Raw genomic sequence first — 25,968 nt, 5'->3', positions numbered from 1 at the left:
GCAGCGAGTGGCTGTAGACCTCAATCGGGACCGCTCGGAAACGGAAGTCGCGCCAGGATCCCGACGATCATGGCGGCGTATCGACCGTCAGGGTCCAGGTCAGGATCAAAGACGGTCACCGTCATGCCGTGGCAGCGTCGATCGACCACGAAGGGTGTCATGATCTTCACCAGATCGTCCGGCGCGAGCCCTGGGGTACCAGGGGAATCGACAGCGGGCATGGTGGCTTGATCCAGCACATCGACATCGAGATGAATCCAGAACCCTTGGCCAGGCGCTTGATCAAGCACGTCGCCTATACGCCGCACAACGGCATCGGGGCCGATCGCCAGCGCCTCGAAAACATCGATCCGGTTGATCGCGGTGTGGTTGATATCGGGCCAAGCGAAATCCTCGTCGCGGTTTTCACGCTCACCCAACTGCACGACATGGGCATCGGCAACTAGCGGGGCCGTTATGCCCGGCCAATGCGTCGCCAGCGCTTCGCCACGGCCGGTCGCCAGGGCAAGGTCCATGCCTGCCACGGCACCCAGCGTCTGCTCGGGGTTGTAGTTGCCGGGATGACGAAAATCGCTGTGCCCATCGATATGAATCAGTGAAAGCGGCCCCGCCTGTCGCGCGCCTGCAAGCGCCCCCAGCAGCACCGAGCAATCGCCGCCGATCACGAGCGGTAAATCGCCCTGTCGATGGGCCTGCGCGACCAGGTCCGCCAGTGCGAGGTTGAACGCACGCAGGGCGTGGCCATTGCGCAAGCGTGTTCCAGGTTGCGCCGCGGGTGAATAGGTGGGGCGCGGCAAGGCATTGAAGGTCCGTGCGTTGACCGCCTCGAGCAGGCCGGCAGCCACCAATGCGGCCGGGGCACGCCATGTGCCGGGTTCATGGTTCGGTCGCAGGGGGCTGAGCCCCAGGTTGGAGGGGGCGGCGATGACTTGCAGGTGAGTGAGGTTTGCCTTCGGCATTTGGCGGCTACTTCCCTGAGCGCTGACTAATGGTCGATCGGAAAGCTACCCGCCACGACTGTCTGCTTTGCGTAGAAGGCAGCTGGGGCTGAGCGGAAGCGATACTTCAAGCGGGCTCTGTTCTTCAGCACTCACTCAGTCAAACTGACGGGCGTACATCTGCACCAGGCTGGGAAACAACGTTTCGTAGACGGGATAAGGTATCCCCAGAATGCTGACTTCCATACAGCCATCCGCCAGTTCCTGAGAATAATCCGAAATATTGATGCCAGCGCATGGGATCATGACACCCACAGCCGTTCTGACGGAAAGCCCCAGGGAAGATTGGTCACCGCAGCTGGATTGGCACTCAGCCTGGATGGCAGGGTAGCCATCGGCTGGCTTGAACTCGCCAGAGACGACGCCCATCGGAGGGTCGCCGTCCTCAAGCGCTGACCACCCCACCAACGTTGAACCACTGTAAATGCGAAATAGCTCCATGCGTTCGCCCGATGTGCTTTGAGGGCGGGAAACGCCCTTGTTTTCAATTAAATGAGCAGCACGGTAGAGCATTTGTCAGGCCGGCGGCAACCCAACGCGGCCTTCGGAATAGGGCCGCACCCGTCACAGCAGCTCGGGGAAGGCAGCGCCAAGCAGGCCAGGGTCCTTCAGGATCGATGCACTGCTGGCGATATCCGGGGCCAGCCAACGGTCCTGGGCATAGGCCGGGACCCGTTCGCGCAACAGCCGCCAGGCAACGTGGGTGCCTGCACCAAAGCGCTGCTCCTTGAGGAACTCGAATGCCTGGGCCGCCAACAGGTACTCGATGGCGAGGATCTGCGTACAGTTCTCCAGGGCGCGGTGCAGCTTCAACCCGGCATTGGTGCCCATGCTCAGATGATCCTCCTGCAGGCCGGAGGTAACGTAGTTGTCGATGACGGCCGGCTGGGCCAGCTGACGGTTTTCGGCACAGAGTGAAGCGGCCACGTACTGGACAATCATCATCCCCGAGTTCACACCCGGTTGACTGACCAGAAAGGCCGGCAAACCACTGACCAACGGGTTTATCAGGCGATCGAGTCGACGCTCGGCAATCGCCCCGATCTCGGCCACCGCGATGGCTAGCAAATCGGCCGCCATGGCCACGGACTGGCCGTGCGGATTCGCTTGGGAAACCACCCGATATGCGTCGGGTGTACCCAGCAGCATCGGGTTGTCGGTCGTGGAGTTGAGTTCGGTTTCGATCTGCCTTGCCGCGTGTTCCAACTGATCGCGCGCGGCGCCATGAACCTGCGGGATCGAGCGAATGCTCAAGGCGTCCTGGGTGCGAATGCCCTGGCTGCTGGCAATGATTTCACTACCGTCCAGCAGGCGACGCAAATTGCTGCCCACACGCTGCATGCCGGGGTGGGGTTTGAGCGCGATGATTTCAGGGTCGAAGGCATCGAGTTGGCCGCGCAGGGCCTCGAAGCTCATGGCGCCGATCACGTCCGCCCATTGGCTCAAACGGGTGGCGTCATCCAGAGACAGGCAGCTCAGGCCGGTCATGCAAGGGGTGCCGTTGACCAGGCACAGACCATCCTTGGCCCCCAGTTTGATCGGCGCCAGGCCGACCTCGGCCAAGGCTTGCTGCGCCGGCACGATCTGGCCGCGATAGCTGACCTGGCCGACGCCCAGCAAGCTGATGCTGATATGGGCCATGTGGGTCAGATACCCCACCGACCCCTGTTTTGGAACCTGCGGCGTGATGTGCTGGTTGAGCAGGGTCAGCAGCGCCTCGACCACCTTGCGCTGAAGGCCGGAACGGCCCTGGCAGAAGTTGATGATCGCCGCGCACATGATCGCCCGGGTCTGTTCGTCCGACAGCGCGGCACCCACGCCGCAGGCATGGCTGAGCAAGGTGTTGTGCGAAAGCTGGCTGAGTTGTTCGTCCTGCAACGAGACATTGCACAAGGCGCCAAGCCCGGTGTTGACGCCATAGGCGCGGTCACCGCTGGAAACGATGCGCTGGACAATCGCCTGGGCGTTCTCGATCCGCGCCCAGGCCGATGGGGCCAGCTCAAGCTTCGCGCCATGCCGGGCCACAGCCACCACGTCCTGCCAGCGAACGGGCGCCTCGGCGATGATGATTTTTTCGGCAAACGACATACACGCGGTTCCTTAAAGCGAAGCTACGCGACGCTGCACGAAACGATCGACGTATTCGTCCGCAGGCTGGTAGAGGATTTCCTTCGGCGTGCCGACCTGGATCAGGCGACCGTCCTTGAGAATGGCAATTCGGTTGCCGATGCGCACCGCTTCGTCCAGGTCATGGGTGATGAAGACGATGGTCTTGTGCAGGGTCTTTTGCAGTTCCAGCAACTGGTCCTGCATTTCGGCGCGAATCAGCGGGTCAAGCGCACTGAAGGCTTCGTCCATCAGGATGATGTCGGTGTCGGCAGCCAAGGCACGCGCCAGGCCCACGCGCTGGCGCATGCCGCCCGACAACTGGTGCGGGTACGATCGCTCGTAACCCTTGAGGCCCACGGTGTTGATCCAATGCAGCGCACGCTCCGTGCACAGGGTTTTGCTCTCGCCACGGACTCTCAGGCCGTAGCCGACGTTGTCCAGCACGGTGCGGTGCGGCAACAGGCCGAAGCTCTGGAACACCATGCTGATCTTGCGCCGGCGGAATTCGCGCAGGGCTTGCATGTCGTACTGCAGAATGTCCTCGCCATCGACCAGGATCTGGCCGCTGGTAGGGTCGATCAGGCGGTTGAAGTGACGCACCAGGGTCGACTTGCCCGAGCCCGAGAGGCCCATGATCACGAAGATCTCACCGCTGCCGATGGACAACGAGAGGTCGTTGACCCCGACCACGCAGCCGGTTTCGGCCAGGACCTGCTCTTTGCTGTTGTTCTGGCGGATCAGTTTCAGGGCATCGTCGGTACGTGCGCCGAAGATCTTGAACACATGTTTGACTTCGATCTTGTTCATCGTCTGCTTGCTGCTCATTTGCCCACCCCATGCCGTGGCCGGCCATAGGCCTGGGTAATGCGGTCGATCACAACCGCCAGGATCACAATGGCCAGGCCCGCTTCGAGGCCGCGCCCCACATTGAGGGTCTGGATGCCGACCAGGACGTCTTCACCCAAGCCACGGGCACCGATCATCGACGCGATGACCACCATCGACAGGGCCATCATGGTGGTCTGGTTGATACCGGCCATGATGCTCGGCAACGCCAGTGGCAATTGCACGCCGAACAGTTGTTGCAGGCGATTGGCACCGAACGCGTTGATCGCCTCCATGACCTCGCCATCCACCTGGCGAATGCCCAGGTCGGTCAGGCGAATCAGCGGCGGGGCGGCATAGATGACGGTGGCAAAGATTGCCGGCACCTTGCCCAGGCCGAACAGCATCAATACCGGGATCAGGTACACGAAGCTGGGCATGGTCTGCATGATGTCGAGCAGCGGCATCAACACCGCCCGCAGGCGATCGTTGCGCGCCGACAGGATACCCAGCGGGATGCCGACCAGGACCGAGATCAGCGTGGCTACCAGCATCAGCGCCAGGGTCTGCATCAGCTTGTCCCAGAGCCCGACCGCACCGACCAGAAAGAGCAGGCCGACGATCACCGCCGTGGGTACGGCTCTGCGGGTGGCGTGCCAGGCAATACCGCCGACGATGGCCAGCATCAGCCACCAGGGTGTTGCGCGCAGCAAGCCTTCGAGGTTGACGATGGCCCACAGCAGCGTGTCGGAAATATGCCGGAACACGTCACCGTAGTTGGTGACCAGCGCGTCGACCCAGCCATTGACCCAGTCGGCAATGGAAAACGTGAAGTTTTTGGGAAACATGGAGTTCTCTCGAGCAATGCATGAAGCGGACTGCTATGTGGCCTGTCCGGCAGGCGCCGGACCCGCCCACACCCTCAGAGTGCCGCATCGACCTTTTTGGCTGCGTCTTCGCTGACCCAGCGGTGCCAAACTTCGGGGTGCTCCTTGAGGAACAACTTGGCCAGTTCCGCCGACTCGATACGATCCCTGCTCATGCGCGCCAGGTTCTGGTTCAGCAGATCGATCGGCAGGTTGACCTTTTCCAGCACAGCCACCAGCTCCGGCGCCTGCTCGTGGAACGTCTTCGACACACCCACCTTGATGGTCACGGATTTATCCACGCCTGGCTTCTCATCCAGCTTGACCAGGTCGGCCTGGCCCATCAGCGGGGTTGGCGACCAGTAGTAGAAGAGGATCGGCTCGCCACGCTTGTAACTCGACAGCACGGCGGCATCCAGTGCCGGGCCGGTGCCCGGGCGGAAGTTGGTGTAAGTGTTTTCCAGGCCATAGCGCTTGAGCATTTCGCTGTTGTCCAGCTCGCAGGTCCAGCCGGCCGGGCAGTTGTAGAAACGCCCCTTGTCCGGTTCTTCCGGGTCCTTGAACACCTGGGCGTATTGCCCCAGGTCGGCGATGCTCTTGAGGTTCGGTGCCTTGGCTTCGAGTTTGCGCTTGGCATCGCCTTCGATCACATAACGCGGCACATACCAGCCTTCGACCGCGCCAACCACCGGCGAGCCGACGCCGACCACCTTGCCGGCGGCCTCAGCCTTGTTCCAGACCTCGCTGCGCCCTACCCACTCCTCGGCGAAAACCTGGATATCGTTGCTGCCCAGGGCGTTTTCCATGGAGATGGAGTTACCCGGCAGGCTGTCGGTGTCACAGCCATAGCCATTTTTCAGCACGAACTGCATCACCTCGGTGAGCAGCATCCCGCTTTCCCAGTTCAATCCGGCAAACTTCACCGGCTTGCCGGACTCGCACCAACCGGCCGCCTGGCTGGCGCCAGCGGACGCCAAGAGCCCTAGAGAAAGTGTCGTGGTCAGCAGAGCCTTTGTAATTGTCATTGTGAAGCTCCCAAACAAGATGATCACTGCGCAGGAGAAATATTTCACAACCTTAAAAAAGGATAAAATAATAAGTCCTGATGCATCACCACGGAAAAACCTATGAAGTTCACACTCAGGCAGCTTCGCTACGCGCTCGCAGCGGCCAAGCACGGAAACCTGACCACTGCCGCCATGGAGCTTCATGTTTCACAACCTTCCATCTCGGCGGCCATCACCGAACTGGAGGAGGTGCTGGGCCAATCGATCTTCATACGCCAACGTGGCCTCGGCATATCGCTGACCCCATTCGGTCGTACCGTCATGGTCCAGGCCCGTCGCGTACTGGCAGAGGCTCAGACCTTTGCCGAGATCCATGCCAATGCCGGCGAATGTGTCGGCGAGCTGGTGGTCGGCTGCTTTGAAGACCTGGCGCCCTATTGCCTGCCGCAAATCGTGCGACGGATGCAGGAGTCCTGCCCCAGGGTCACGGTCGATATGCGCGATGGCAGCTTCGATTATGTTGGCAAGCGGCTCAGTGAGGGCGCGATAGAACTGGCCATCACCTACGACCTGGGTTTACCGCCGAACACGCATTGCACCCAGCTGTGCCAGCTGACCGCCCAGGTGCTGCTGTCGGCCGATCACCCGTTGGCCAAAGAGTCGCGTGTCAGCCTCAAGGCGCTCTCCGAATACACCCTGGTCGTCACCGATCAGGTCCACAGTTGGCAGCATGTGTTGGATCTGTTCAGCTTTTACGACCTTTCCCCCGCCGTTGTGCACCGTGTGCGCACCTTTGAGTTGCAGCGCAGCCTCGTCGCCAATGGCTTTGGCGTGGCGCTGATCTATACCCGGCCATTTGGTGACCGTAGTTACGATGGTCAAGCGCTGGTATGTCGGCCGACTCAGGAGAAACTGCCAACCCACAGCATCGTGCTGGCGCATGATCAGCGCTATCCGCTGACGCCTTCGGCCGAGGCGTTCAAGGAGCTGGCGGTGGCATGGTTCGCGGAGCGACCGTCGTTTGCGTCCGAATGAACGACGGGTGGGGTGAATGTCACATGACGACTGCTGGCGGGTAGATGAGACGCCCGGCGAGCTCGATCTGGCGGCCATGCAAGTGCTTACTCAGTGGTGAGCGGCGCAATGAACCCGCAGATACCTCTTTGGAAATGTTCATCCGTGGGGCCTGGGGGGGAGCGCCATGTGGCTGGCAAGCAGCACCAGATCGACAGTGGGTCGCGCTAGGCAAGTGCGCTCGACTGGCACCTGAGGAGTGTCTGCTTTCGACCCATAGCGGCCCGTCAGGATAGGCTCCTAACGGCCAGAATCGGTCGCTTGAAAAAGGTAAAAAGATAATTCTTTTCGTCCTGAACGCTTGCCTCTAAGGTGTGAGATGTTGTGACACCGAGGCTCAACGCGCTGACGATGCCTTGGGTCTGTATGGCCGCATAGTCAAACACTCCTGCAACACCATGGAATGACTAGATGCACCCATCGCTAAAACAAGCGCTCGACATCATTAATATCGAGCGCAACGTAGCCGAATACACCCAGGCGTTTGACGCGGTGCATGACGTGGTAAGCGTATTTGGCGAGCTTGACCTAGCCAATCGCCTCTTCGCAGAAATACCCCGAACAGTGCCCGAAGAGCTGGTGGCCGAACTTTTCAATTTGTTGGCTTGGCAAACAAACGATAACGGTGCGGCAATGACGCGTGAGGTCGAGACGTGGCTCAGAGAACAGCAAGATCCGCGCAAGCTTAGGATTGCCATGAGCCTGGATGTATATCCATTTCCAGATGCCCAGGAAATGCATCAGGTATTGTCCACGCTGGCTGTGGCTATCCCAGAAGTGGCGACTATGTGCCAAACGCTTATGACGTCACGAAAGGCTAGAACATAGAGTCAAGTATGACGAAAGGCACTGGGGCCGCTTTGGGTCGCAAGCGGTCATTCGAGCATGACTTATTGCAACCCAAAGCTGCCGTACGCGCCTGTTTAACGGCCGAAATGAGGTCATCCATATGTTGCTTTCATCCCTGGTGAAGATCACAACTTCAGCTCGTGGCTACCCCAAGCGTTACTGTATCGCTTCTCGCAGTTAGATTCCTGTAATGTGCTTTGCTCAACGCATACCGACTTTGAGGCGTCGGAACCTAAGCTTGCGCTGCAAGCTGATGCTCAAGACAGTTTTCTATGTTCCATCCATACAGCCACTGAACAGCATCATAGAATTGGTCCTGGCTTCGACCAGCCCAGAGCTGGTTACGCACCAAACGCTCGACCCCTTTTGCATGGTACAGACGCCCCATTTCTCGCGCAGACCACAAAACCCGCGCCGTACGTGGAATACGGATCGACTCGTACAGCCGGAATGCAGCCTGCAGGTCATGCTCGCAAGCCTTGACCGCCTGACCCAGCACTACTGCATCTTCCAGCGCCATGCACGCCCCTTGGGCTAGGTACTGGGTCATCGGATGAGCAGCATCGCCAAGGAGGGTCGCACACCCTTCACCCCACTGCTCCACAGGATCACGGTCGGCAGTGGCCCAGCGGCGCCATGAGGTTGGTCGGTCAAGCATTTGATGCGGGCGCTCGTGTATACCCTCGAAGTATGAGAGCACTTCTTCCTTGCTACCGTCAGTGACGCCCCACTGTTCTTCATTGCGGCTGTGGAAAGTCACCACCAAGTTGTACTGTTTGCCACCGCGCAGCGGGTAGTGAACCAGGTGGCAACGTGGCCCCGCCCACAGCATTGGGGCGTTGACCCGAAGATCTTTGGGCATGTTTTCGACATCCACCACTGCGCGATAAACCACATGACCGGTGACCCGAGCCTGGTCGCCCACCGTACGCTCGCGGATTACTGATTTCACGCCATCACATCCTACTACAGCATCGGCTTGGTACCGGTTGCCCTTGCAGTCAGTCAGAATCACGCCATGATCGTCCATCTCCATGCTGACGATGCGAGTCGAGGTCTGGAAGCGGATCAGTGGGTTCTGCTGGACTGCTTCCAAAATCGACAAGTGAATATCGGCGCGATGGATCACACCGTAGGGGTTACCGAAGCGTTGGCGGAAACGCGCACCTACTTCGATGCGTCCTACCTCTTTGGCATCGATGGCGTCCATCATGATCAGCTGGTCGGTAAAGACCGAGCGGTTTCGCGCTGCGTGTCCGACGCCCAAGGCATCCAACGCAGCATAGGCATTGGGGCCAAGCTGGATTCCGGCGCCAATCTCACCAATATGGTCGGCCTGCTCAAGTAAGAGAACCTCTATACCCTGGGCGGTGAGGGCTTGGGCTGCAGCCAGTCCACCAATGCCACCGCCGACGATAATGATTTTTTGTTGTTTTTTTTCAGTCATGATTCGGATCTCCGTTCAGACCTAAGCCTTTACTGCTTAATGAATGAAATCAGGTTGCTGGCCAGGGGCTGCGCGCTGGAAGGCAGGCTGGGTTTGGCAATGGCTGTAGACGGCCATCACCCGGGGATAGGCTCTCAAGTCGCACCCCATCCGCTCGGCGTTGGCCACCTGGGGCACCAGGCAGCAGTCAGCCAGGGTCGGCTCCTCACCGAAGCAATACGGGCCGCTACCGTGGCGCTGCAACAGGGCGTCGAGGGCGGACAGGCCTTCAGCAACCCAGTGTGCGTACCAGCGGTCCTTTTCCTCAGCGCCGGCTTTCAGCACGCTTTGCAGATAACCCAAAACACGCACGTTGTTCAGTGGGTGGATATCGCAGGCGATGAGTTGTGCGACTTCCAGTACCCGCGCGCGAACCAGCCATTCTTTAGGCACCAGCGGTACCTGCGGGTACAGCGCATCGAGGTAGTCGATAATCGCCAGCGACTGAGTCAGGCTGATGCCATCGTCACTAACCAATACCGGCACACCGCCTATTGGGCTGAGTTCACGGTACTGCGCCTGCCGCTGTGCGCCAGCGCGCAAGTTGACGCCGTGGTAATCCACCTCGAGCCCCTTGAGCGCCAAGGCAATGCGCACGCGGTAAGAGGTGGAACTGTTGAAAAAGCTGTAAAGCTGCATGGCAGTCATCCTGGTTCTTCAGAGTGGAATCGGTGCTTTTGCGCGCAGCTGAGCTCCCGCCTGCACGCTATTGAATTGAAAAGGATCGCCACCGCCGCTACGACGGCGGGCAGCATCAACACTGCGAACACATCTCGAAGGGCAGTCCGGCCCCCATCAGGAATGTGCCAGCGAAGGTGCCGCAGATCGAACCGATTCGACCTAATCCGTGTGCACAGCTGACGCCTGTGGCACGGCTGCTGGCGAGGTAATGGGCGGCAGCCAGGGCGTTGCCTCAAACTGCGAAGCCACTGAAGCTACAGCCCATCCCCCATGACCGCGCCCAGGGTAAAGGAGGAAAGGGTCGACCATGCCGACCCCGAGGCAATCAGACGACAAGGACGTGCAGCTCGCCCAGTCCATTGACGCCGCCCACCATCAGCTCGCCGGCCACAACCGGACCGACGCCTTCCGGAGTGCCGGTCATGATCAGGTCACCCGGCTGCAGCTCAAAGAAGCGTGACAGATAGGCAATGATTTCCGGCACCGACCAGATCAGTTGGTCGATGTCACTGCGCTGGTGGTCCTGGCCTTCGACTTTCAGCCAGATGGCCCCCTGGGCCGGGTGGCCGACCTGGCTGGCCGGGTACAACGCAGCGATCGGCGCGGAGGCGTCGAAGGCCTTGCCGATTTCCCACGGCCGGCCCATTTCACGCATTTTCATCTGCAGGTCGCGGCGGGTCATGTCCAGACCCACGGCGTAGCCGAACACGTGATCGTTAGCCTGCTCCAACGGGATGTCGCGGCCGCCCTTGCCGATGGCCGCGACAAGCTCGATTTCGTAGTGGAAGTTGCTGGTTTCTTCCGGGTAGGGCAGCTCCAGAGTTTGGCCATCTGCCACCGGCACCACGGCATCAGCTGGCTTGCAGAAGAAGAAGGGCGGCTCGCGGTCGGGGTCGAAGCCCATTTCACGGGCGTGAGCCGCGTAGTTGCGGCCCACGCAGTACACACGGCGTACCGGAAAGCGCTTGGCGCTGCCGACAATCGACAGGCTAGTGACGGCGGCAGGTTCGAACAGGTAGGTCATGGCAGGGGTTCCTTGGATCAATGGTCTTCGCGGGTCTCACGCAGCAGGCCGAGAGCCTCCTGAACCGGCCGATCGGAATAACTGAACAGCACACACTCGTCGTCGGCCAGCAGACTCAACGGCGCCCAGCTCGGCACCACGAAAGTATCCTTGGGTTCGAAGTGGAAGGTCTGCGAGCCAATAATGGCGCGGCCACGGCCCTCGACCACCGAGTACACGGTGGCGTCGGTGCAACGAGCCGTCTTGCCGACGAAGCCGCGCGGCAGCAACTGCATGCAGGTGCCGATGGTGGGCATGGCCCAGCCGCCAGTGGCTGGGTTGACATAGCGCAGTTTCACGCCGTCCCAGGCATCCACTTCGCCTTGCTGCTTGAGGGTGGCCAGCGCTTCGCGGGTACTTGCATAGGGGTAGCTGAAAATCGGTGACGTGGTGCCCTGCACTTCGTGACGCAGCGGTAGCATGTTGGCGCCATAGCGGGCCAGACTATTACCCTCTGGCCGGCTGACGGGCTGCACCACTTCGGGGTAGTTTTCGGCAAAACCGGCGCCATAGAAACGTACGGTGGGAATGTCTAGACCATCGAGCCAGATCACCGGCTCACCACCCTCTGCTTCACTGGGGTTTCCGTGGTCGTGCCAGGTCATGGACGGGGTAATGATGAAGTCGCCGGGGTGCATCGTAGTGCGCTCACCATCCACCGCCGTGTAGGCGCCCTTGCCTTCGATCACGAAACGCATGGCCGACTGGCTGTGACGATGGCTTGGAGCGATCTCGCCTGGCAGGATCAACTGCAGGCCGGCGTATAGGCTCGGGGTAATCGACGCCTGGCCACGGATGCCCGGGTTCTCCAACACCAGCACCCGGCGCACAGCTTCTTCGGCGCTGATCAACTGGCCGGCTTCCATGAGGTACGGGCGCACTTCACTAAAGCGCCAGAGTGCGGGCACGCACGAAGTGGTGGGCTGCGCCGGCACCAGGTTATGCAATTGTTCCCATAGGGGGAACAAGGCCTGAGTGCCAATGCGTTGATAAAAGTCGGCGCGGGCCGAGCCGATGTTGTCTTTGTTATTCATCGCTTCACCTATGGTGGGCTGTGATTTGGGGCTAACGGCATCAATTAATCCCCTATGACGATGCGATTAAACGCTCACTCCATATACAAAAAAAATGATATTTTCATATGCATCCATACAAAAATATTGATGGGGATCCAGCATGCATTGGACTCGACGCTTACGCCCACGCCACCTCCAGCTGTTAGTCACCCTTGCAGAAACAGGAAACCTCAGCGATACGGCGCGTCGGGCGTTCACCACCCAGCCGGGACTCTCAAAGTTCTTGAAGGATCTTGAGGAGGATGCGGGAACACTCTTGTTCGAACGGCTCGCTCGTGGGCTACGCCCAACCACCGAAGGCGCCATGCTGGTGAACCATGCGCGACGCATCCTTAGCGAAATGGAGCGGGCGCAATCGAATCTGGATGCGCTGCGTGAAGGCAACACTCACAGCGTCGCAATCGGCACATCTCCAGCGGCGGCCCCCAGTCTTGTGCCTGATGCCATCCTGTACTTCCTCAAGCGACATCCCAAGGCACAGATTTCGCTTCAGGAAAGCACCATGGACGTGCTGCTCGAGCGTTTGAGACTTGGACATCTGGATGTGGTGGTAGGACGGATCGACAACTACCATCCCAGTCATGATCTCAACAGTGAGATGCTCTTCCGTGAACCTATGCAAGTGGTAGGAAGACAAGGACATCCGCTGTTGCAGCGCCATGATTTGGCTTGGCACGATCTCTACGAATATGAGTGGCTGCTGTGGCCACCGGGGTCGCCGATACGCAACCGCCTGGATGCAGCTCTAACTAATGCTGGTCTCAAGCCGCTGCCTTGCAGAGTGGAATCATCTTCGCTGATGGCCAACCTTTGGCTGATGCAAAACAGCGACATGCTATCCGCTGTGTCCGGTCGAGTTGCTGAGCATTTCCATACTCGAGGCTTGGTGCGACGCCTGGACTTCGAGCTGGATGTAGAGGGCGCAATAGGTATGTGCTGGCGTGACGAAGCTCATCCTGATAGCGCCGTCCTGGATCTTCTCGATAGCCTGCGCGAGGCAGCGCAGTATCCGATCCGTCGGGCAGCACCAGCCGCGAGCGAAATCGGCCATGATCCAAGTTGAAGGGCTCGTGTCGATCTGGCCGATGACTATCGCTGCATGGCAATGGCCGGCCTGATTATCCCTTGATCCAACAGTCATTTCCGATTTACCCGGTGTATTTAATTACAGTCTCTTGGTTTACGCATACTCAATCATGGCGACCTCGTTGGTATGGCGCCGTCAATAGTACAGGTGGCCGACTCAATCAATTGTCCAGTCGAAGCTATTCCCAGTTACCGACAGGATCACTGGTGCCTTCGGCCAAGTGGGGCGCTGCCAAGGGCGCCATTAGGAGGTGTTGTGGTCCGCTTGCAGCTTAACACTGCGCCTCCAACAGCCTAAAAGCAGCATGGACCTCGTCACCCACTCATCAGGAAATCATGTCCATGGCTGACACTTGTCAGCAACTTATAAGCTCACGCTCAGGCAGGTCGACAGATCGCAGTCAACCGCCAAAACCGCCTCTCTGAAGAAAACGCTCTTCTTCTTGGGTCGAGATCCTGCCTAGAATCGCGTTCCTATGAGGAAATCGCCCGAAACGGCGAATGATGTCGCGATGTCCTTCGGCATGCGCCAGCCAGGGTTGACCGAGTTGCTTGTTCAACTGTATCGACAGCGCTTGGTCGGCTAGATCCTCGGAATGGGCGAATGGTAGGCAGAAGAACACGCGCAACGGCGCGTCAACGTGAGGCATGTGTCCAGCCTCCAGGGCCTGGAGAGCAAAATGTCGAGCCAGTGGATCAGTGGCATACATCCGTGCGGAACCGCGAAAAGCATTGCGGGGGAACTGGTCAGTCAGCAATAGCAATCCCAGCGCGCCAAGTGGCGTTTCGATCCAGTCATCGTAATGCCGGTCCACAACGGCCAGGTGCAGATTGAGGAAACGTCGTCGGAAGGCTCGATCAAACGAGGCCTGCTTAGCGAACCATAGACCTTGGTCTCCAGCCCGTCGCCAGAAGTCTATCAACTCGGTACCTGGGGAATTCATGGTGCACTCCGGTTGCCATGGATCAGGCTGCGCCCAGCGTAGATTCCTTGCGCCGTTTCCAGGGCGAAGCGCTCGGCGTCACGACGCCGCACGTCGTCCATAATCTGACGGCGCATTTGCTCCGGCGTTTCCATCAGCTCCAGGGCGTGCTCGCTCAGTGTTAGCGCCGACTCGAAAGTTTCCCGGACTTGCCAGGTAGCGCCTGCATTAAGCAGTTCGATGGCATGCTCCCGGTCGAACGAACGTGCCAGCAACGGGACCTGCGAGAAGCTGGTATGAACCAGTTCGGCAATCTTCAGGCTGGCCTCGCGATCATCAACGGCGACGATGATCAGCCGTGCATTCGCCGCTCCCGCAACCTGGAGAATATCCAGGCGAGCTCCATCACCGTAGTGCACCTTGAAGCCAAAATCACCGGCATCGCGGATGGCATCTGGGTCAGTCTCAATAATCGAGATCGAACAGCCATGACTAAGCAGTGGCTGGCTGACAATTTGCCCAAACCGCCCAAAACCGATCAGCAGCACGCTGGCAGTGAGGTTGTCCGGAGGCTCGACGCCTTCCAGCGACGGAGAAACCTTGGGCATCAAGCGGTCATGGGCCATCACTAGGATCGGAGTAAGCGCCATGGACAGGATGATGGTCGCCGTCAGGATGGCATTGCCGTGCCGATCGATCAGCCCCACCGCCATGGCGGCGGCGTACAGCACGAAAGCGAATTCTCCGCCCTGGGCCATCAATACCGCCCGCTCCAGAGCCTCGCGGTTGCCGGCCCCCATCAGTCGGGCAACCAAGAAGATGCCAAGCATCTTCAACACCATGTAGGCCAGCACGGACACCGCAATCAGCCGCCAGTTGCCCGCCACGATGCCGGCATCAAGCGACATGCCCACGCCAAGGAAGAACAACCCCAAAAGAATGCCGCGAAATGGCTCGACATCGGCCTCCAACTGGTGGCGAAAAGACGATTCAGACAGCAATACCCCGGCCAAGAACGCGCCCATGGCCATGGATAACCCGCCCCACTGCATGAGCAATGCCGCCCCTAGCACGACGAACAGGGCTGCCGCTGTCATTACTTCACGAGCCTTCGCCTTACCCAGCACGCGGAACAGCGGATCGAGCAGGTAGCGCCCCGCCACCAACAGGCCGACAATGGCACCTACCCCAGTGGTGACTTCGATCCAGCGACCGCCCTGGCTGATCTGCTCGCCCCCCGGCGCGAGAAAGGCGACCAGCGCCAGGAGCGGAACGATGGCTAGGTCTTCGAGCAGCAGGACAGCAACGATCCGCCGCCCCTTGGGCTGCCCCAACAGTCGACGCTCCTGCAGCATCTGCATGACGATCGCGGTGGAGGTAAGCACGAAGCCTGTGCCGGCGACGAAGCTTTGCGCAGTCGGGTAGCCGAGCAGCAGCCCGACGCAGGTGAGCAGCCCGATACAGACCAGAACCTGCGCCAAGCCAAGCCCAAAGATATCCCCGCGAATCGACAGTAGGCGCGACGGTTGCATCTCCAGGCCGATGATGAAGAGGAACATCACCACCCCCAGTTCCGCGACCTGTAGGATCGAGTGGGTGTCGTCGAAAAAGCCCAGGCCGAATGGCCCGATAACTACCCCGGCCGCCAGATAGCCCAGTACTGAACCCAGCCCCAGACGTTTGAACAGCGGTACGGCGATCACCGCAGCTCCCAACAGCACGACCACGGGTAGCAGGCCGAACCCCTGATGGACCGCCGTTTCGGCAGTCTGTGAAACGGATTCGCCGGTCATAATACTCCACCCCAACAGTAGCGTACCGCACTGGTGGGCACGCTGATCGCAGGACAAGACCGCTTCCCCCATGGGGAAGCGGCCTCCGTTAGCTCACTTGGTGGTATAACCGCCGTTTACAAGAATTGTCTGCCCGGTCATCCACCACCCTTCGGACACCATGAAGCGAATGTATGGAACGATGTCCTCGATGTCGGTCAAGCCCGTGCGCGAATAATTCGACAGCGCGGCGGCCGTCTTGTGGTACGCCACTGCATCGGCACCCTCCTCTGGATAGAAGAACGGTGTGTCCATCGGACCTGGGCCGATCGCGGTGACCGAAATCCCCCGCTCACCCAACTCCTTGGACGCTGCCCGCACGAAATGCTCCACTGGAGCCTTGGTGCCCGCATACGCGGCGTAGTATGGGGTATAGGCCCCCAGCAAGGCGGTAACCAGCATGCAGATCTTGCCGTTATCATTGAGGTGCTTGCCGGCCTCCTTGAGGAAGAAGAATGCCGACTTGGCGTTGACATCGCTCATCTGGTCGTACTCAGCTTCGCTAATGTCAACGATTGGTTTCTTGAGTACCTTACCCACCGTGTTAATGGCAATGTCGGGACGGCCGACGGCGTCAACCACATCGGCGAACAGCTTTTCCATGGCCCCGGCACGGGTTAGGTCGGCCTGGAACGCCACCGCCTGGGCACCCGCAGCCTTGATCGCAGCGATCGTAGCATCGGCCTCAGCCTTTGTTGAATCACTGTTGTAGTGGATGGCGACGGCCTTCGCGCCGTGCGCAGCAAGATCGCGTGCGATGAGGCCACCGAGATTCTTGGCGCCGCCGGCGATGATGACGATCTTGCCATTGATGCTGTGGTCGGTCATGGTATCTCTCCTGTTGCGAAGCTTAACTTAGGGGGCAGGGTGATCGAAGGTCATACGTTGATGCGAGGCTTGAGCAGATCCTGAAGACCAATCGTGCGGAACATCTCGCGACGGATCCGATCACCAACCCGAAATACTTCCTCTGCACCATCCTGCGCTGGGTCGACGTACACCCGGTACGGCCGTTTTCCGAAGGGCGCATCGACGATCTCGTTGATGGCCACCGCGACGGACGAAGCGTCGGCGTCTTCCGGCTCCTGTGCTGCCAGACCCTCCAGGGACTTGACCGCCACGTCGGCATAGGGCCCCGTGTCGTAGGCCGCCTTAACCGCCGCGTCGGCAGGACTGCCGGCATGGGCGAAATGATTGGTGCCTTTGGTAAACGCGCCGGGCACCACGATCGAGGTCTCGATGCCCCAGCGTGAAACCTCGCAAGCATAGGAAACGGCGAGGGAATCCATCGCTGCCTTAGCGGCGAAGTATGGCGCCAGGAACGGCGGCGTACCGCCACGAGCCGAGGACGACGACACCCATACCAGCAGCCCGCGCCCCTGCTTACGCATATAAGGCAATGCCGCGCGATTCACGCGCTGGGTCGACAGCACATTGATGTCGTAAAGTTGCGCGTACTGTTCGGGGGTAAAGGCTTCGGCGGGGCCGAACACCATATGCCCCGCGTTGTGGACGATTACATCGAGCCGGCCATTGTCCGACACGACCTTGTCTATGCCGGCCTGCACAGACGCTTGCGATTGCACGTCGAGCTCGACGGTGCGCAAATCTACGCCATGCGTTTGTGCATAGGCCGCGATTTCGGTCACCCGCGGCGCATTGCGCCCCTGGGTTTCCCGCATCGAAGCGTAAACGGTATGGCCCGCTTGAGCCAGTCGCTGGGCGCTGAGCAGACCGAAGCCGCTCGATGCGCCGGTTACCAGAACGATCTGTTTCATGAAAGGCTCCTTCTATTCAGTGTTGCCGCTCAGCATAGGCCGCCATTGGTTCGCACGACCTGTCCGTTAACCCAGCCCCCTTGTGTACTTGCGAGGAATGCGACCACTTCAGCGATATCCCCGGGTTCACCGAGGCGCTCCAGCGGCGCGACTCGGGACATGCGTTCGATCAGTTCCGGGCTCTTACCGTCAAGAAACAGCGCAGTGGCCACAGGCCCTGGCGCCACCGCATTGACAGTAATGCCGCGCCCGCGCATTTCCTGGGCGAGCACCTGAGTCAACCCCTCCACGGCCGCCTTGGTGGCGATATAGACGCCGTAGGTAGGGCTACGCATCCCGATCACGCTGGATGAGAAGTTGATAATCCGGCCACCGTCGCGCAGACGTCGCGCGGCTTCACGGCAGACATTGAAAGTGCCCTTGAAGTTGATGGCCACCGTGCGATCGAACAGTTGGTCGTCGCTGTCGGCAACGCTGGCCAGCTGCATTACGCCGGCACAGTTGACGACTACGTCGATGCCCTGGAACGCTCTCTCAACTTCTTCAAACATCACTCCAACCGCCACTGGATCTGCCACATCAGCCTGAATGGCCAGAGCCTGACCACCGGCAGCCTCAATGGAGGCGACCACTGCCGCGGCCGGGCCGGCGCTGCCGGCGTAGTTCACAACTACCCGGAAACCTTCGCCAGCCAGGCGCTGGGCCAGGGCCGCACCGATCCCGCGCGATGATCCAGTGATCAACGCGACTTTGTTTGTTTCGCTCATGAAAGAAACCTCTTGCTGGGTCAGTGTCGTGCAGGCACCAGAGGGCGAACCGCGCCCTCATGGGCCAGCGCCATTTCCGTTACAGTTGGTCCCTCGACAACCGTGACGCCCGCGCCTCGCTGCGCCGGGCCTGTCAGTACATCAAACGTTTACAGCATGACGTTGATGACCTTCTTCTCCACGTAGCTGTACAGCTCCTCAATGCCCTCTTCCCTGTCCACGCCGCTGTTCTTGAAACCGCCCCAGGGCACGCCGAGAAAATGGGTGTTGCTGCCGTTGATGAAGACGCTACCAGCCCGCACCCGGCGGGCAGTATCGAATGCCTGTTGGATATCCCGGGTCCAGATGGCGGCGGACAGTCCATACTCGGTGTCGTTGGCCATGTCGATAACTTGCTCAAAGCCGCGCCATTTGCTGACCGATAGCACCGGCCCAAAGACTTCCTCGCGCCATAGCCGCATACCGGGGAGAACGTCGGCATAAACAGTCGGTTCGACCCAGAAGCCCTTGGCGAAGGCCGCGCCTGTCGGGCGGCGGCCGCCGGTCATCAGGCGAGCCCCCTTCGTCTGCGCCGGGTCAAGGAAGCTCATCACATGGGCATAGCTCTTGGCTGAGTTGATCGGCCCCATGCCAGTATCCAAGGCCATGGGGTCGCCCACTTTTATCGCCGCCACCTTCTCGACGACGCGCTGCAGCAGGGCTTCGTAAATCGATTCGTGGACCAGCAGCCGCGAATTGGAGCCGCAAGATTGCCCCTGCCAGGAGAAGTTCATTCCGCGTACCGCACTGTCGGCTGCGGCATCGAGATCAGCGTCGGGGAACACTATCATTGGGTTCTTGCCGCCCAGCTCCAGGGTCACGTGCTTGATCCCGACCTGCGCGGCGCTGCGCTGGATCGCCATGCCAGTCGGTACCGAGCCGATAAGCGCAATGCGCTTGACCTCGGGGTGACGCACCAATGCATCGCCAACCTCTTGGCCAGTGCCGTTGACGATGTTGAATACGCCGGGCGGCAACACTTCCCGCGCGATTTCTCCCAGCAGCAGCACTGACAACGGCGAGGTTTCCGGGGGCTTGACCACAACCGTGTTCCCGGTCACCAGTGCCGAGGCGGTGCGCGCAGCAGAGAACATTGCCGGGTGGTTGAACGCGGCGATACGGCCAACCACGCCATATGGCTCATGCACCGTCATGTGCAGATGTCTGCCAGTGGCGGGAATCGTTTCGCCGTGCAGCCCGTGTATCAGACCCGCATAGTAACGCAGGCTACGCACGGTCTCGTGCATACTGGCCAGGGTAGGAGAGTAGGTATTGCCCGAATCCAGCACCTCGATCCGAGACAGCTCCTCGGCACGCGCCTGGATACGCTCGCCGAAGGTGCGCAGCAGCTCGCCGCGCTCCTCACCGGTACGCTCGGCCCAGGCCGGCCACGCACGGCGGGCAGCATCCACCGCCCGCTCAACATCCCGTCGAGTACCGGCGGGCGCGCGGCCAATGACCTGTTCGTTGGCGGGATTTATCGATTCCACCCAGCCTGCTCCTTCGCTCTCGACCAGCTCGCCGTCGATCAGCAGGCGCCCAGTGATCAATGAGTCTTGCATGCTCCCATCCTCTCCAGTCGCTCAATGGACATCGGAAGCGTGCAGGCGTTGCACACGCTTTTTCCACAATTCCCATGGCCGGTCGACCTGGGTCTCGATGTTGGCGCAGGCGGTGGCCGCCTCCTCTTCACTTAGGTAGACCACATCACCCAGGTTCAGCGCCTCCATCTGCATGCGTGCGTTGACCTCGGCATATACGGCCCGGTACACGGCCTGCTTAAGGGTCGGTGCCACCACCGTAGAGCCATGCCCACGCATCAGCACGAATGACGCGTCGCCCAGGCTGCGGGCCAGCGCCGCGCCAAGGGCGTTGTTACGCACCAGCAGATCGGTTGCATCGCCGCCGCTCTCGCGGATCTCGAAAACCGGTGCACCCGCCCCCAGGAAGCCGCTCATGTGGCATACCGGTCGCAGCGCAACAGCACGCGAGACACTAAACGGCAGGACGGTAGGTGAATGGCTATGGACAATCGCCTGCACGTCAGGGCGCAGCCGATAAATCTCTGCATGGATAAAACGCTCGAGATAGACCGCTCGTCCGCCGGCATCAACCGGCGCTCCGTCCATGGTGAACTGGACGATATCTTCGGGGCGCACGGTACCTGGGGCCATGTTGCGCGCCAGCAGGAATCGTTCGGGATCTTTGTCGTGACGGACGCTGACATGACCGAAGGCATCGACAATGCCCTGATCGAACAGAATATGGTTGGCACGAACCAGGTCTTCGATCAGCGCGGGATCCGGTGTGATGCCGATATGCCCAGAATCGTTAGCAAACGCTGCGCTGCCATGGGTCTGGCAAGAATGGTTAAGCATGGTAGGCATGTTCCCTGAGTGGTTAGGCTTCAGTGCGAGCCTTCATGACCTGGCTGGCTCGCCATACACACTCGTAGATTAGGAGCGGCCTTACCATATATCCATTAGCTATTGCCACAACCAACCATAGCCAGATGACTATGAGATCAGGACGTGGAGCCCGGCACCGCACGGCTGAGAATGAACTGGACCAATTGAGTCTGGAAAGCTGAGAAGCGCTTGTCCTCGCGGTGCACCAGATAGATCGGTACCTTCATGGATAGATCGGGGCGTGCCAGCACCTGCAGCTCGCCACGGGCAATTTCGGCGCGCACCGCCGAGGCGAACATGAAGCTCACGCCGACGTCCTGTCGCACCGCATGCTTCATGGCCTCCGGATGGCCTAGCTCGATGACTACTCGCCGCTGCTCAAACCCCTGTCGACGCAGCAATGACTCCTCCAATTCTCTACGCGGCATATTGCGCGGCGTGCTGACGAAAGGCATCTGGTGCACGTCGAGATCGGCCAGCGGCAAGTTTGCCCATGGGCTGCTGGGCGAGCACACCAGCACTAGGTCGTCTTCCCACAAGGGCAAAGTCGTCAAGCCATCAAGATCCTGTCCAACAGCTAAGAGAATTACCGCGAAATCGCATGCCCCCATACGCGTGGCATCGACAGCACCCTGCGGATTAGAGATATCTACCGTCACCAGCCCGTCGGGATGCAGCCGGTGGAAGTCCAGTAGCAGCGGCGGCAACGCATAGGACCCCACCGACATTGACGTAGCCACCACAGCATTGCCCATTTCGCCACTTTCCAGTCCCGCCAACTCGCGCTCCACCTCGCGGGTACGCGTAATAACCTCCGCCGCCCACCGATAAATGCGCTCGCCCGCCTCGGTCAACGCGATGTTGCGGCCCGAACGCCTAACCAGGGCATAGCCCAGCCGAGCCTCCATGCTGCGTACATGGGCAGTGACCACCGGCTGGGCTATGCATAACCGGTCCGCGGCTCGGGTTACGCTGCCCAACTCGACAACGGTGCAAAACACCTCAAGCTTCTGGAATGTGAGATACGAATCAAAACCACGCACGGCTGCACTCCTATATCCGAATGGCTATCCGAACAAAGTGTAATACGTATTTGAAGGTATGATTTGCATTACTCATGATCTCCGTAACCAACAACAAGCCTGCCTAACAGGAGACAAAATGGTTTCTCTGACTCCCACCCTCTCCCGGCCATGGGAACGTACAGTCACCTATTGCGAGGTGCTGAAATGAAATTCTCCAGTTACGACTACGTGATCGTCGGCGCCGGCTCCGCCGGATGCGCCCTCGCTTATCGCCTAGGCGAAGATTCGCAGGTGAGCATCCTGGTGCTCGAGGCAGGTGGCCAGGACCGCTCCCCCTACATCAAGGTACCGCTGACCTGGGGCGTGATCCTCAAGAACCGGCTGTTCGACTGGGGGTACTTCACCGAGCCAGAAGCCAGCATGCAAGGCCGCCGGATCGAATGTGCCCGGGGCAAGGTAGTCGGTGGATCCTCATCGATCAATGGCATGGCTTATGCTCGGGGAGCGCGGGAGGACTATGACGGCTGGGCTAATGAGCTGGGCCTGGAGGGCTGGACTTATGATGATGTGCTGCCCTATTTCAAGCGCAGCGAAAGCTGGGAAGGGGGCGAAAGCGCCTTGCGCGGGGGCTGCGGTCCGCTGACGGTTGGCCGGCTCGACTATCAGGACCCCTTGATCGATGGATTCCTAGCAGCGACACGGGCATGCGGCTATCCCGAAAACCCCGACTACAATGGAGCCTCAAATGAAGGTTTCGGACCGATGCAGGCCACCATTCGCAATGGACTCCGCTGCAGCGCGGCAGTCGCTTACCTGCGCCCGGCCTTGGCCCGTGGCAATGTCACCCTAGTGACCGGCGCACTAGCCAGACGCATTCTATTCGACAACGACCAAGCCACGCCGCGTGCCGTCGCGGTCGAATATGCCCGCAACGGCGAGCTACATCGTGCAGAGGCCCGCAGAGAGGTCATCCTCTGCGGCGGGGTAATCAACTCGCCACAATTGCTGATGCTGTCGGGCATCGGCCCTGCTGAACAAATGCAGGCGCATGGTATCGAAAGCTTGGTGGACCTGCCGGGTGTGGGCAGCAACCTGCACGACCATATTGTCTTCGATCTCCGCTGGCGGCGGCGCACTCCCGGCCCGTTACACCGCATGATGCGCGCCGACAGAATTGTCCTAGATGTCCTGCGTACACTGCTTGGCGGCAACGGCTTCTCCAGTCGAATACCCGCTGCGGCGGTGGGGCTTATTCGCAGCCAAGCAGACCTCGCGCATCCCGACGTACAACTGATCCTGGCAGCCGGACCGATGAACGCAGCGCCCTATCTTGAGCCGTTCAAGCAGGCTTATTGCGATGCCTTCGCCATCAAAGGGGTTTACCTGACTCCTGAAAGCCGCGGCCAGGTCACACTGCAGTCGGCCGACCCCGAGCAACCAGCTTGCATTCAGCAGCATTTCCTAACCAGCGAGAACGACCGCATCGCTGTACGCCAGATGTTCAGGCGCATGCGCGAGATCGGCGCACAACCAGGTCTTGAAGCCTTCATCGCCGAAGAGCTCGCGCCCGGTCTCGGGCTCCAAAGCGACACCGAGGTCGACTCCTTCATCCGCAGCCAAGCCATCACCCTGCATCACCCGGTCGGTACCTGCCGGATGGGGCCTGATGAAGATCCGCAAGCGGTGCTCGACAATCAGATGCGTGTGCGAGGCGTGAGGGCATTGCGAGTGGTCGATGGCTCTGCCATTCCGCGTATCATCCGGGGCCCTACCAACGCGCTGATCATGATGATGGCCGAGCGCGCTGCCGATTTTATTGCGGGCAAGGCCTCACTACGCGAACAGCAGCCGGCCAGTTCCCCACTTACCTCGCGTCAATCTGCCAGGAGCTTGCAATGACCCACAACTGTAAGCGTCCCCATGGCGCACACATCATCCAGCATGACCGCAACGTCTTCCGTATCGGCTTGGGCGAGGTCGAGGTGATTCGCTTGTACGACACTTCGCTGCTGGGCGAAACCGCGCAAAGCTGGCTGCCGGACTTCGACCGCCAGCGCGTGGCAGCCCATGAGCACTGGTTAGCTCCAACCCATTACGATCCGGAAAGCGGTCGCATTCCGATGCCGGTGCACAGCTGGATCGTACGCACCGGCCGCCATACTGTGCTTATAGACAGTTGCATCGGCAACCACAAAGAGCGCCCCGGCCTGCCGGAAATGCATCGTCTTTGCACACGTTACCTGGACAGGATGCGAACACTGGGCATCCAGCCTCAGGACATCGATTACGTTATGTGCAGCCACCTACATGCCGATCATGTCGGTTGGAACACCCAACTGGTCAACGGCGTCTGGGTACCGACCTTTCCAAATGCCCGCTATGTGATCTCACAGGTCGAGCACGACCACTTGCTGCGCGCCATTCGCGGCGAAGGTGCCGCCGGCCCCGCCTGGTTTGCGCCCATGTACAACGACAGTGTTCTGCCGGTGATCGAGGCAGGTCAGAGTGTGATGTTCGCCGACACCTATGAACTGGATGATACCTTTCTCATCCGCCATGCACCGGGTCATTCGCCCGGGCATGTGCGGATCGAACTTTCCTCCCGGGGCGCACGTGGTGTGTTTAGCGGCGACATGCTGCACTCGCCGATCCAAATTCCATTCTGGCAGTGGAGCAGCAAAGTTTGCGAAGACCCTGCGCTGGCCGCGCGTAGCCGTCACGACCTGCTCTCGTTCTGCGAACAGCATGGCGCACTTCTCTTGCCCGGCCATTTCGAGGCCCCTCATGCCGGTCATATCGTCGATGACGCCGGCACTTTCGGCATCAGGTTCTTGACCCACTAACCGGCACATCCGTGCTCAACCGAGAGACGGAGCTGCATATCTGCTGCGTCTCTCGCGGCACCTGGTCGACCACTTACCGTTGAGCGACTTCTGGAAGCGCTTCGTGCCTTCAGTTGGTCGAATTCATAAGTACGCGGCAGGTGCTTGGGGAAGAACCACAGCAGCATTCACAGGGTGGCGGCGATGCTGGCCAGGCTCACCGGCACCATGACCGAGGCGTACTCGCTGAATCCAATGCCAAAGTAGTCGGCGGAAACCATGTTCACCAGGTTGGACACCACTAGCGGCAAGCTCGCGGTATCGGCGATGAAGCCCGCCGCCATGACGAATGCCAGCGTCGCTGCCGGGGAGAAGCGCAGGGCCAGCAGTATGGCGATGACGATCGGGGTCAGGATTAGTACCGCACCGTCGTTAGCAAACACCACCGAGACGCCGGCGCCCAGCAGGATGATAAAGGCGAACAGATAGCGGCTGCTGCCATCGCCCCAGCGGGCCACGTGCAATGCCGACCACTCGAAGAACCCCGCCTCATCCAGCAGCAGGCTGATGATGATGATGACGCCGATGAAAATGGCGGTAGCGTTCCAGACGATCTGCCAGACCACGGGGATATCGGAAAGGCTCACAAAAACCCGCCAGCAGCGCCACGACGCCCCCCCAGTGCGGCGCTCCAGCCCACGCCCAGGCCTTTGGGCTGCCAGATGGCGAGAACGATCGTCACCAGGAAAATCAAAAATGCGATTAGCATGACTACAACTCAATCAGCGAAGGGAAGTCTCAAGTACAAGCAACAGGGTTCTGCGGCCGCCCGCCCATTTCGGCAAGGCGCAACGCATCGGGGCTCAACCATTCCTGGTTGGCATCGACTACTCCCTTGAGCATCGCGTCCACTCATTGCGGCAGTTCGGGATGCAGTCGGTAGTACACCCATTGACCCTTGCGGCGATCTATCAGGAATCCAGCCTCGCTGCCGGGAGATCTTCGGCTGGCTCAGCTCCGGCCGTGGGTAAGTTCGCAGACACAGAGTTCGCCTTCACGGGCGGTCAGCAGGGTCATCCGGGAGACAGATCCCAAGCCCCAAAGGCAATTTCCAGTTCGGAGGAGTTCAACAGCCTCTGCCCGACGTCTGCGGTCTACATGGTGAAGGGGCTTGGCGACATGAACTCGGAGTCACTACAGGTAACTCGCTTCCACGGACGTCAGTGAGTTCGTTTTCAGGTGTCCTATGAATGA

The 25,968-nt window shown here is 60.1% G+C and carries 23 protein-coding genes and 2 pseudogenes; 5 read left to right on the top strand and 20 right to left on the bottom strand.

Annotated elements, in window-relative coordinates; translation table 11 throughout:
- Nucleotides 1-20: 20 nt before the first annotated feature.
- From PSEEN_RS12100 to PSEEN_RS12075, 6 genes are all read right to left on the bottom strand, one after another.
- Nucleotides 21-959 (bottom strand): arginase family protein, encoded by a 939-nt coding sequence (locus tag PSEEN_RS12100; protein ID WP_011533800.1) that lies wholly within the window; start codon nt 957-959, stop codon nt 21-23.
- A 135-nt stretch (nt 960-1,094) separates the two neighbouring features.
- Entirely contained in the window at nt 1,095-1,511 is a 417-nt protein-coding gene (locus tag PSEEN_RS12095; protein WP_231845308.1) for a hypothetical protein, read from the bottom strand.
- A gap of 51 nt (nt 1,512-1,562) precedes the next feature.
- Nucleotides 1,563-3,086: a histidine ammonia-lyase gene (gene hutH / locus PSEEN_RS12090; RefSeq protein WP_011533798.1), complete on the bottom strand. Its 1,524-nt coding sequence runs from the start codon at nt 3,084-3,086 to the stop codon at nt 1,563-1,565.
- A 12-nt stretch (nt 3,087-3,098) separates the two neighbouring features.
- The gene (locus PSEEN_RS12085) at nt 3,099-3,932 is read right to left on the bottom strand and encodes a quaternary amine ABC transporter ATP-binding protein (protein WP_011533797.1); all 834 of its coding nucleotides are present in this window, start codon (nt 3,930-3,932) and stop codon (nt 3,099-3,101) included.
- Nucleotides 3,929-4,780 (bottom strand): ABC transporter permease, encoded by an 852-nt coding sequence (locus PSEEN_RS12080; protein ID WP_011533796.1) that lies wholly within the window; start codon nt 4,778-4,780, stop codon nt 3,929-3,931. The genes PSEEN_RS12085 and PSEEN_RS12080 overlap by 4 nt, the downstream gene beginning before the upstream one ends.
- Before the next feature lie 74 nt (nt 4,781-4,854).
- Nucleotides 4,855-5,823: an ABC transporter substrate-binding protein gene (locus PSEEN_RS12075; protein WP_011533795.1), complete on the bottom strand. Its 969-nt coding sequence runs from the start codon at nt 5,821-5,823 to the stop codon at nt 4,855-4,857.
- A 102-nt stretch (nt 5,824-5,925) separates the two neighbouring features.
- Between PSEEN_RS12075 and PSEEN_RS12070 the strand changes: the two genes are divergently transcribed.
- Entirely contained in the window at nt 5,926-6,840 is a 915-nt protein-coding gene (locus PSEEN_RS12070) for a LysR family transcriptional regulator (protein ID WP_011533794.1), read from the top strand.
- 450 nt (nt 6,841-7,290) lie between these two features.
- Entirely contained in the window at nt 7,291-7,707 is a 417-nt protein-coding gene (locus PSEEN_RS12065; protein ID WP_011533792.1) for a hypothetical protein, read from the top strand.
- Nucleotides 7,708-7,960: 253 nt separating this feature from the next.
- On the opposite strand, the gene PSEEN_RS12060 is transcribed toward PSEEN_RS12065, so the two are convergent.
- The 4 genes from PSEEN_RS12060 to gtdA all read right to left on the bottom strand — a co-directional run bounded on the left by PSEEN_RS12060 (nt 7,961) and on the right by gtdA (nt 11,992).
- A complete protein-coding gene (locus tag PSEEN_RS12060; protein ID WP_011533791.1) occupies nt 7,961-9,175 on the bottom strand; it encodes a 3-hydroxybenzoate 6-monooxygenase in 1,215 nt (404 codons plus the stop codon).
- Nucleotides 9,176-9,211: 36 nt separating this feature from the next.
- Nucleotides 9,212-9,853, bottom strand: a complete 642-nt coding sequence (maiA, locus tag PSEEN_RS12055; protein WP_011533790.1) for a maleylacetoacetate isomerase — start codon at nt 9,851-9,853, stop codon at nt 9,212-9,214.
- A 367-nt stretch (nt 9,854-10,220) separates the two neighbouring features.
- Nucleotides 10,221-10,919, bottom strand: coding sequence for a fumarylacetoacetate hydrolase family protein (locus PSEEN_RS12050; RefSeq protein ID WP_011533789.1), 699 nt, complete (start codon nt 10,917-10,919; stop codon nt 10,221-10,223).
- Between the two features lie 17 nt (nt 10,920-10,936).
- Nucleotides 10,937-11,992, bottom strand: coding sequence for a gentisate 1,2-dioxygenase (gene gtdA, locus PSEEN_RS12045; RefSeq protein WP_011533788.1), 1,056 nt, complete (start codon nt 11,990-11,992; stop codon nt 10,937-10,939).
- Nucleotides 11,993-12,134: 142 nt separating this feature from the next.
- On the opposite strand from gtdA, the gene PSEEN_RS26135 reads away from it, so the two are divergent.
- Nucleotides 12,135-13,097: a LysR substrate-binding domain-containing protein gene (locus PSEEN_RS26135; RefSeq protein WP_011533787.1), complete on the top strand. Its 963-nt coding sequence runs from the start codon at nt 12,135-12,137 to the stop codon at nt 13,095-13,097.
- A 424-nt stretch (nt 13,098-13,521) separates the two neighbouring features.
- Here PSEEN_RS26135 and PSEEN_RS12030 read toward each other — a convergent pair whose 3' ends face one another.
- The 8 genes from PSEEN_RS12030 to PSEEN_RS11995 form a co-directional block, all read right to left on the bottom strand.
- The gene (locus PSEEN_RS12030; protein ID WP_011533786.1) at nt 13,522-14,064 is read right to left on the bottom strand and encodes a DUF924 family protein; all 543 of its coding nucleotides are present in this window, start codon (nt 14,062-14,064) and stop codon (nt 13,522-13,524) included.
- Entirely contained in the window at nt 14,061-15,836 is a 1,776-nt protein-coding gene (locus PSEEN_RS12025; protein ID WP_011533785.1) for a monovalent cation:proton antiporter-2 (CPA2) family protein, read from the bottom strand. Before PSEEN_RS12025 ends, PSEEN_RS12030 begins: the two co-directional genes overlap by 4 nt.
- 93 nt (nt 15,837-15,929) lie before the next feature.
- Complete coding sequence (locus PSEEN_RS12020) at nt 15,930-16,703, bottom strand: SDR family oxidoreductase (protein ID WP_011533784.1); 774 nt, start codon at nt 16,701-16,703, stop codon at nt 15,930-15,932.
- A gap of 50 nt (nt 16,704-16,753) precedes the next feature.
- Nucleotides 16,754-17,653 (bottom strand): SDR family oxidoreductase, encoded by a 900-nt coding sequence (locus tag PSEEN_RS12015; protein WP_011533783.1) that lies wholly within the window; start codon nt 17,651-17,653, stop codon nt 16,754-16,756.
- Between the two features lie 29 nt (nt 17,654-17,682).
- Nucleotides 17,683-18,420: an SDR family oxidoreductase gene (locus PSEEN_RS12010; protein ID WP_011533782.1), complete on the bottom strand. Its 738-nt coding sequence runs from the start codon at nt 18,418-18,420 to the stop codon at nt 17,683-17,685.
- Between the two features lie 149 nt (nt 18,421-18,569).
- Nucleotides 18,570-20,021, bottom strand: a complete 1,452-nt coding sequence (locus PSEEN_RS12005) for an aldehyde dehydrogenase family protein (RefSeq protein WP_011533781.1) — start codon at nt 20,019-20,021, stop codon at nt 18,570-18,572.
- A gap of 21 nt (nt 20,022-20,042) precedes the next feature.
- On the bottom strand, nt 20,043-20,837 hold the full coding sequence (locus PSEEN_RS12000) for a class II aldolase/adducin family protein (protein ID WP_158020248.1): 795 nt from the start codon (nt 20,835-20,837) through the stop codon (nt 20,043-20,045).
- Nucleotides 20,838-20,983: 146 nt separating this feature from the next.
- Nucleotides 20,984-21,910 carry a LysR family transcriptional regulator gene (locus PSEEN_RS11995; protein WP_011533779.1) on the bottom strand — a complete coding sequence of 309 codons (927 nt, stop codon included), beginning with the start codon at nt 21,908-21,910 and terminating at the stop codon, nt 20,984-20,986.
- 186 nt (nt 21,911-22,096) lie between these two features.
- Here PSEEN_RS11995 and PSEEN_RS11990 point away from each other — a divergent pair, with 186 nt between their 5' ends.
- Both PSEEN_RS11990 and PSEEN_RS11985 read left to right on the top strand, forming a co-directional pair.
- Entirely contained in the window at nt 22,097-23,791 is a 1,695-nt protein-coding gene (locus PSEEN_RS11990; RefSeq protein WP_011533778.1) for a GMC family oxidoreductase, read from the top strand.
- Nucleotides 23,788-24,735: an MBL fold metallo-hydrolase gene (locus PSEEN_RS11985; protein ID WP_011533777.1), complete on the top strand. Its 948-nt coding sequence runs from the start codon at nt 23,788-23,790 to the stop codon at nt 24,733-24,735. The genes PSEEN_RS11990 and PSEEN_RS11985 overlap by 4 nt, the downstream gene beginning before the upstream one ends.
- 77 nt (nt 24,736-24,812) lie before the next feature.
- Here the strand turns inward: PSEEN_RS11985 and PSEEN_RS11980 are convergent.
- Both PSEEN_RS11980 and PSEEN_RS27025 read right to left on the bottom strand, forming a co-directional pair.
- Nucleotides 24,813-25,483: pseudogene (locus PSEEN_RS11980) on the bottom strand (ArsB/NhaD family transporter); the annotation flags it as partial.
- Nucleotides 25,484-25,512: 29 nt separating this feature from the next.
- Nucleotides 25,513-25,791: pseudogene (locus tag PSEEN_RS27025) on the bottom strand (metalloregulator ArsR/SmtB family transcription factor).
- Nucleotides 25,792-25,968 lie beyond the last annotated feature (177 nt).

Origin of the sequence: Pseudomonas entomophila L48 (genome assembly GCF_000026105.1) — a bacterium.
GTDB lineage: Bacteria > Pseudomonadota > Gammaproteobacteria > Pseudomonadales > Pseudomonadaceae > Aquipseudomonas > Aquipseudomonas entomophila.
Note: the sequence above shows the minus strand (reverse complement) of the source record. Positions and strands in the feature narration are given on the sequence as shown.

Excerpts from the sequence above, each read along its gene's own strand:
- hutH (WP_011533798.1), bottom strand. The coding sequence starts at position 3,086 with ATGTCGTTTGCCGAAAAAATCATCATCGCCGAGGCGCCCGTTCGCTGG.
- PSEEN_RS12075 (WP_011533795.1), bottom strand. The coding sequence starts at position 5,823 with ATGACAATTACAAAGGCTCTGCTGACCACGACACTTTCTCTAGGGCTC.
- PSEEN_RS12085 (WP_011533797.1), bottom strand. The coding sequence starts at position 3,932 with ATGAGCAGCAAGCAGACGATGAACAAGATCGAAGTCAAACATGTGTTC.
- maiA (WP_011533790.1), bottom strand. The coding sequence starts at position 9,853 with ATGCAGCTTTACAGCTTTTTCAACAGTTCCACCTCTTACCGCGTGCGC.
- PSEEN_RS12010 (WP_011533782.1), bottom strand. The coding sequence starts at position 18,420 with ATGAGCGAAACAAACAAAGTCGCGTTGATCACTGGATCATCGCGCGGG.
- PSEEN_RS12070 (WP_011533794.1), top strand. The coding sequence starts at position 5,926 with ATGAAGTTCACACTCAGGCAGCTTCGCTACGCGCTCGCAGCGGCCAAG.
- PSEEN_RS12020 (WP_011533784.1), bottom strand. The coding sequence starts at position 16,703 with ATGACCGACCACAGCATCAATGGCAAGATCGTCATCATCGCCGGCGGC.
- PSEEN_RS12005 (WP_011533781.1), bottom strand. The coding sequence starts at position 20,021 with ATGCAAGACTCATTGATCACTGGGCGCCTGCTGATCGACGGCGAGCTG.
- PSEEN_RS12095 (WP_231845308.1), bottom strand. The coding sequence starts at position 1,511 with ATGCTCTACCGTGCTGCTCATTTAATTGAAAACAAGGGCGTTTCCCGC.
- PSEEN_RS12065 (WP_011533792.1), top strand. The coding sequence starts at position 7,291 with ATGCACCCATCGCTAAAACAAGCGCTCGACATCATTAATATCGAGCGC.
- PSEEN_RS26135 (WP_011533787.1), top strand. The coding sequence starts at position 12,135 with ATGCATTGGACTCGACGCTTACGCCCACGCCACCTCCAGCTGTTAGTC.
- PSEEN_RS12025 (WP_011533785.1), bottom strand. The coding sequence starts at position 15,836 with ATGACCGGCGAATCCGTTTCACAGACTGCCGAAACGGCGGTCCATCAG.
- PSEEN_RS12015 (WP_011533783.1), bottom strand. The coding sequence starts at position 17,653 with ATGAAACAGATCGTTCTGGTAACCGGCGCATCGAGCGGCTTCGGTCTG.
- PSEEN_RS12030 (WP_011533786.1), bottom strand. The coding sequence starts at position 14,064 with ATGAATTCCCCAGGTACCGAGTTGATAGACTTCTGGCGACGGGCTGGA.
- PSEEN_RS12000 (WP_158020248.1), bottom strand. The coding sequence starts at position 20,837 with ATGCTTAACCATTCTTGCCAGACCCATGGCAGCGCAGCGTTTGCTAAC.
- gtdA (WP_011533788.1), bottom strand. The coding sequence starts at position 11,992 with ATGAATAACAAAGACAACATCGGCTCGGCCCGCGCCGACTTTTATCAA.
- PSEEN_RS12060 (WP_011533791.1), bottom strand. The coding sequence starts at position 9,175 with ATGACTGAAAAAAAACAACAAAAAATCATTATCGTCGGCGGTGGCATT.
- PSEEN_RS12100 (WP_011533800.1), bottom strand. The coding sequence starts at position 959 with ATGCCGAAGGCAAACCTCACTCACCTGCAAGTCATCGCCGCCCCCTCC.
- PSEEN_RS11990 (WP_011533778.1), top strand. The coding sequence starts at position 22,097 with ATGAAATTCTCCAGTTACGACTACGTGATCGTCGGCGCCGGCTCCGCC.
- PSEEN_RS12080 (WP_011533796.1), bottom strand. The coding sequence starts at position 4,780 with ATGTTTCCCAAAAACTTCACGTTTTCCATTGCCGACTGGGTCAATGGC.
- PSEEN_RS11985 (WP_011533777.1), top strand. The coding sequence starts at position 23,788 with ATGACCCACAACTGTAAGCGTCCCCATGGCGCACACATCATCCAGCAT.
- PSEEN_RS12050 (WP_011533789.1), bottom strand. The coding sequence starts at position 10,919 with ATGACCTACCTGTTCGAACCTGCCGCCGTCACTAGCCTGTCGATTGTC.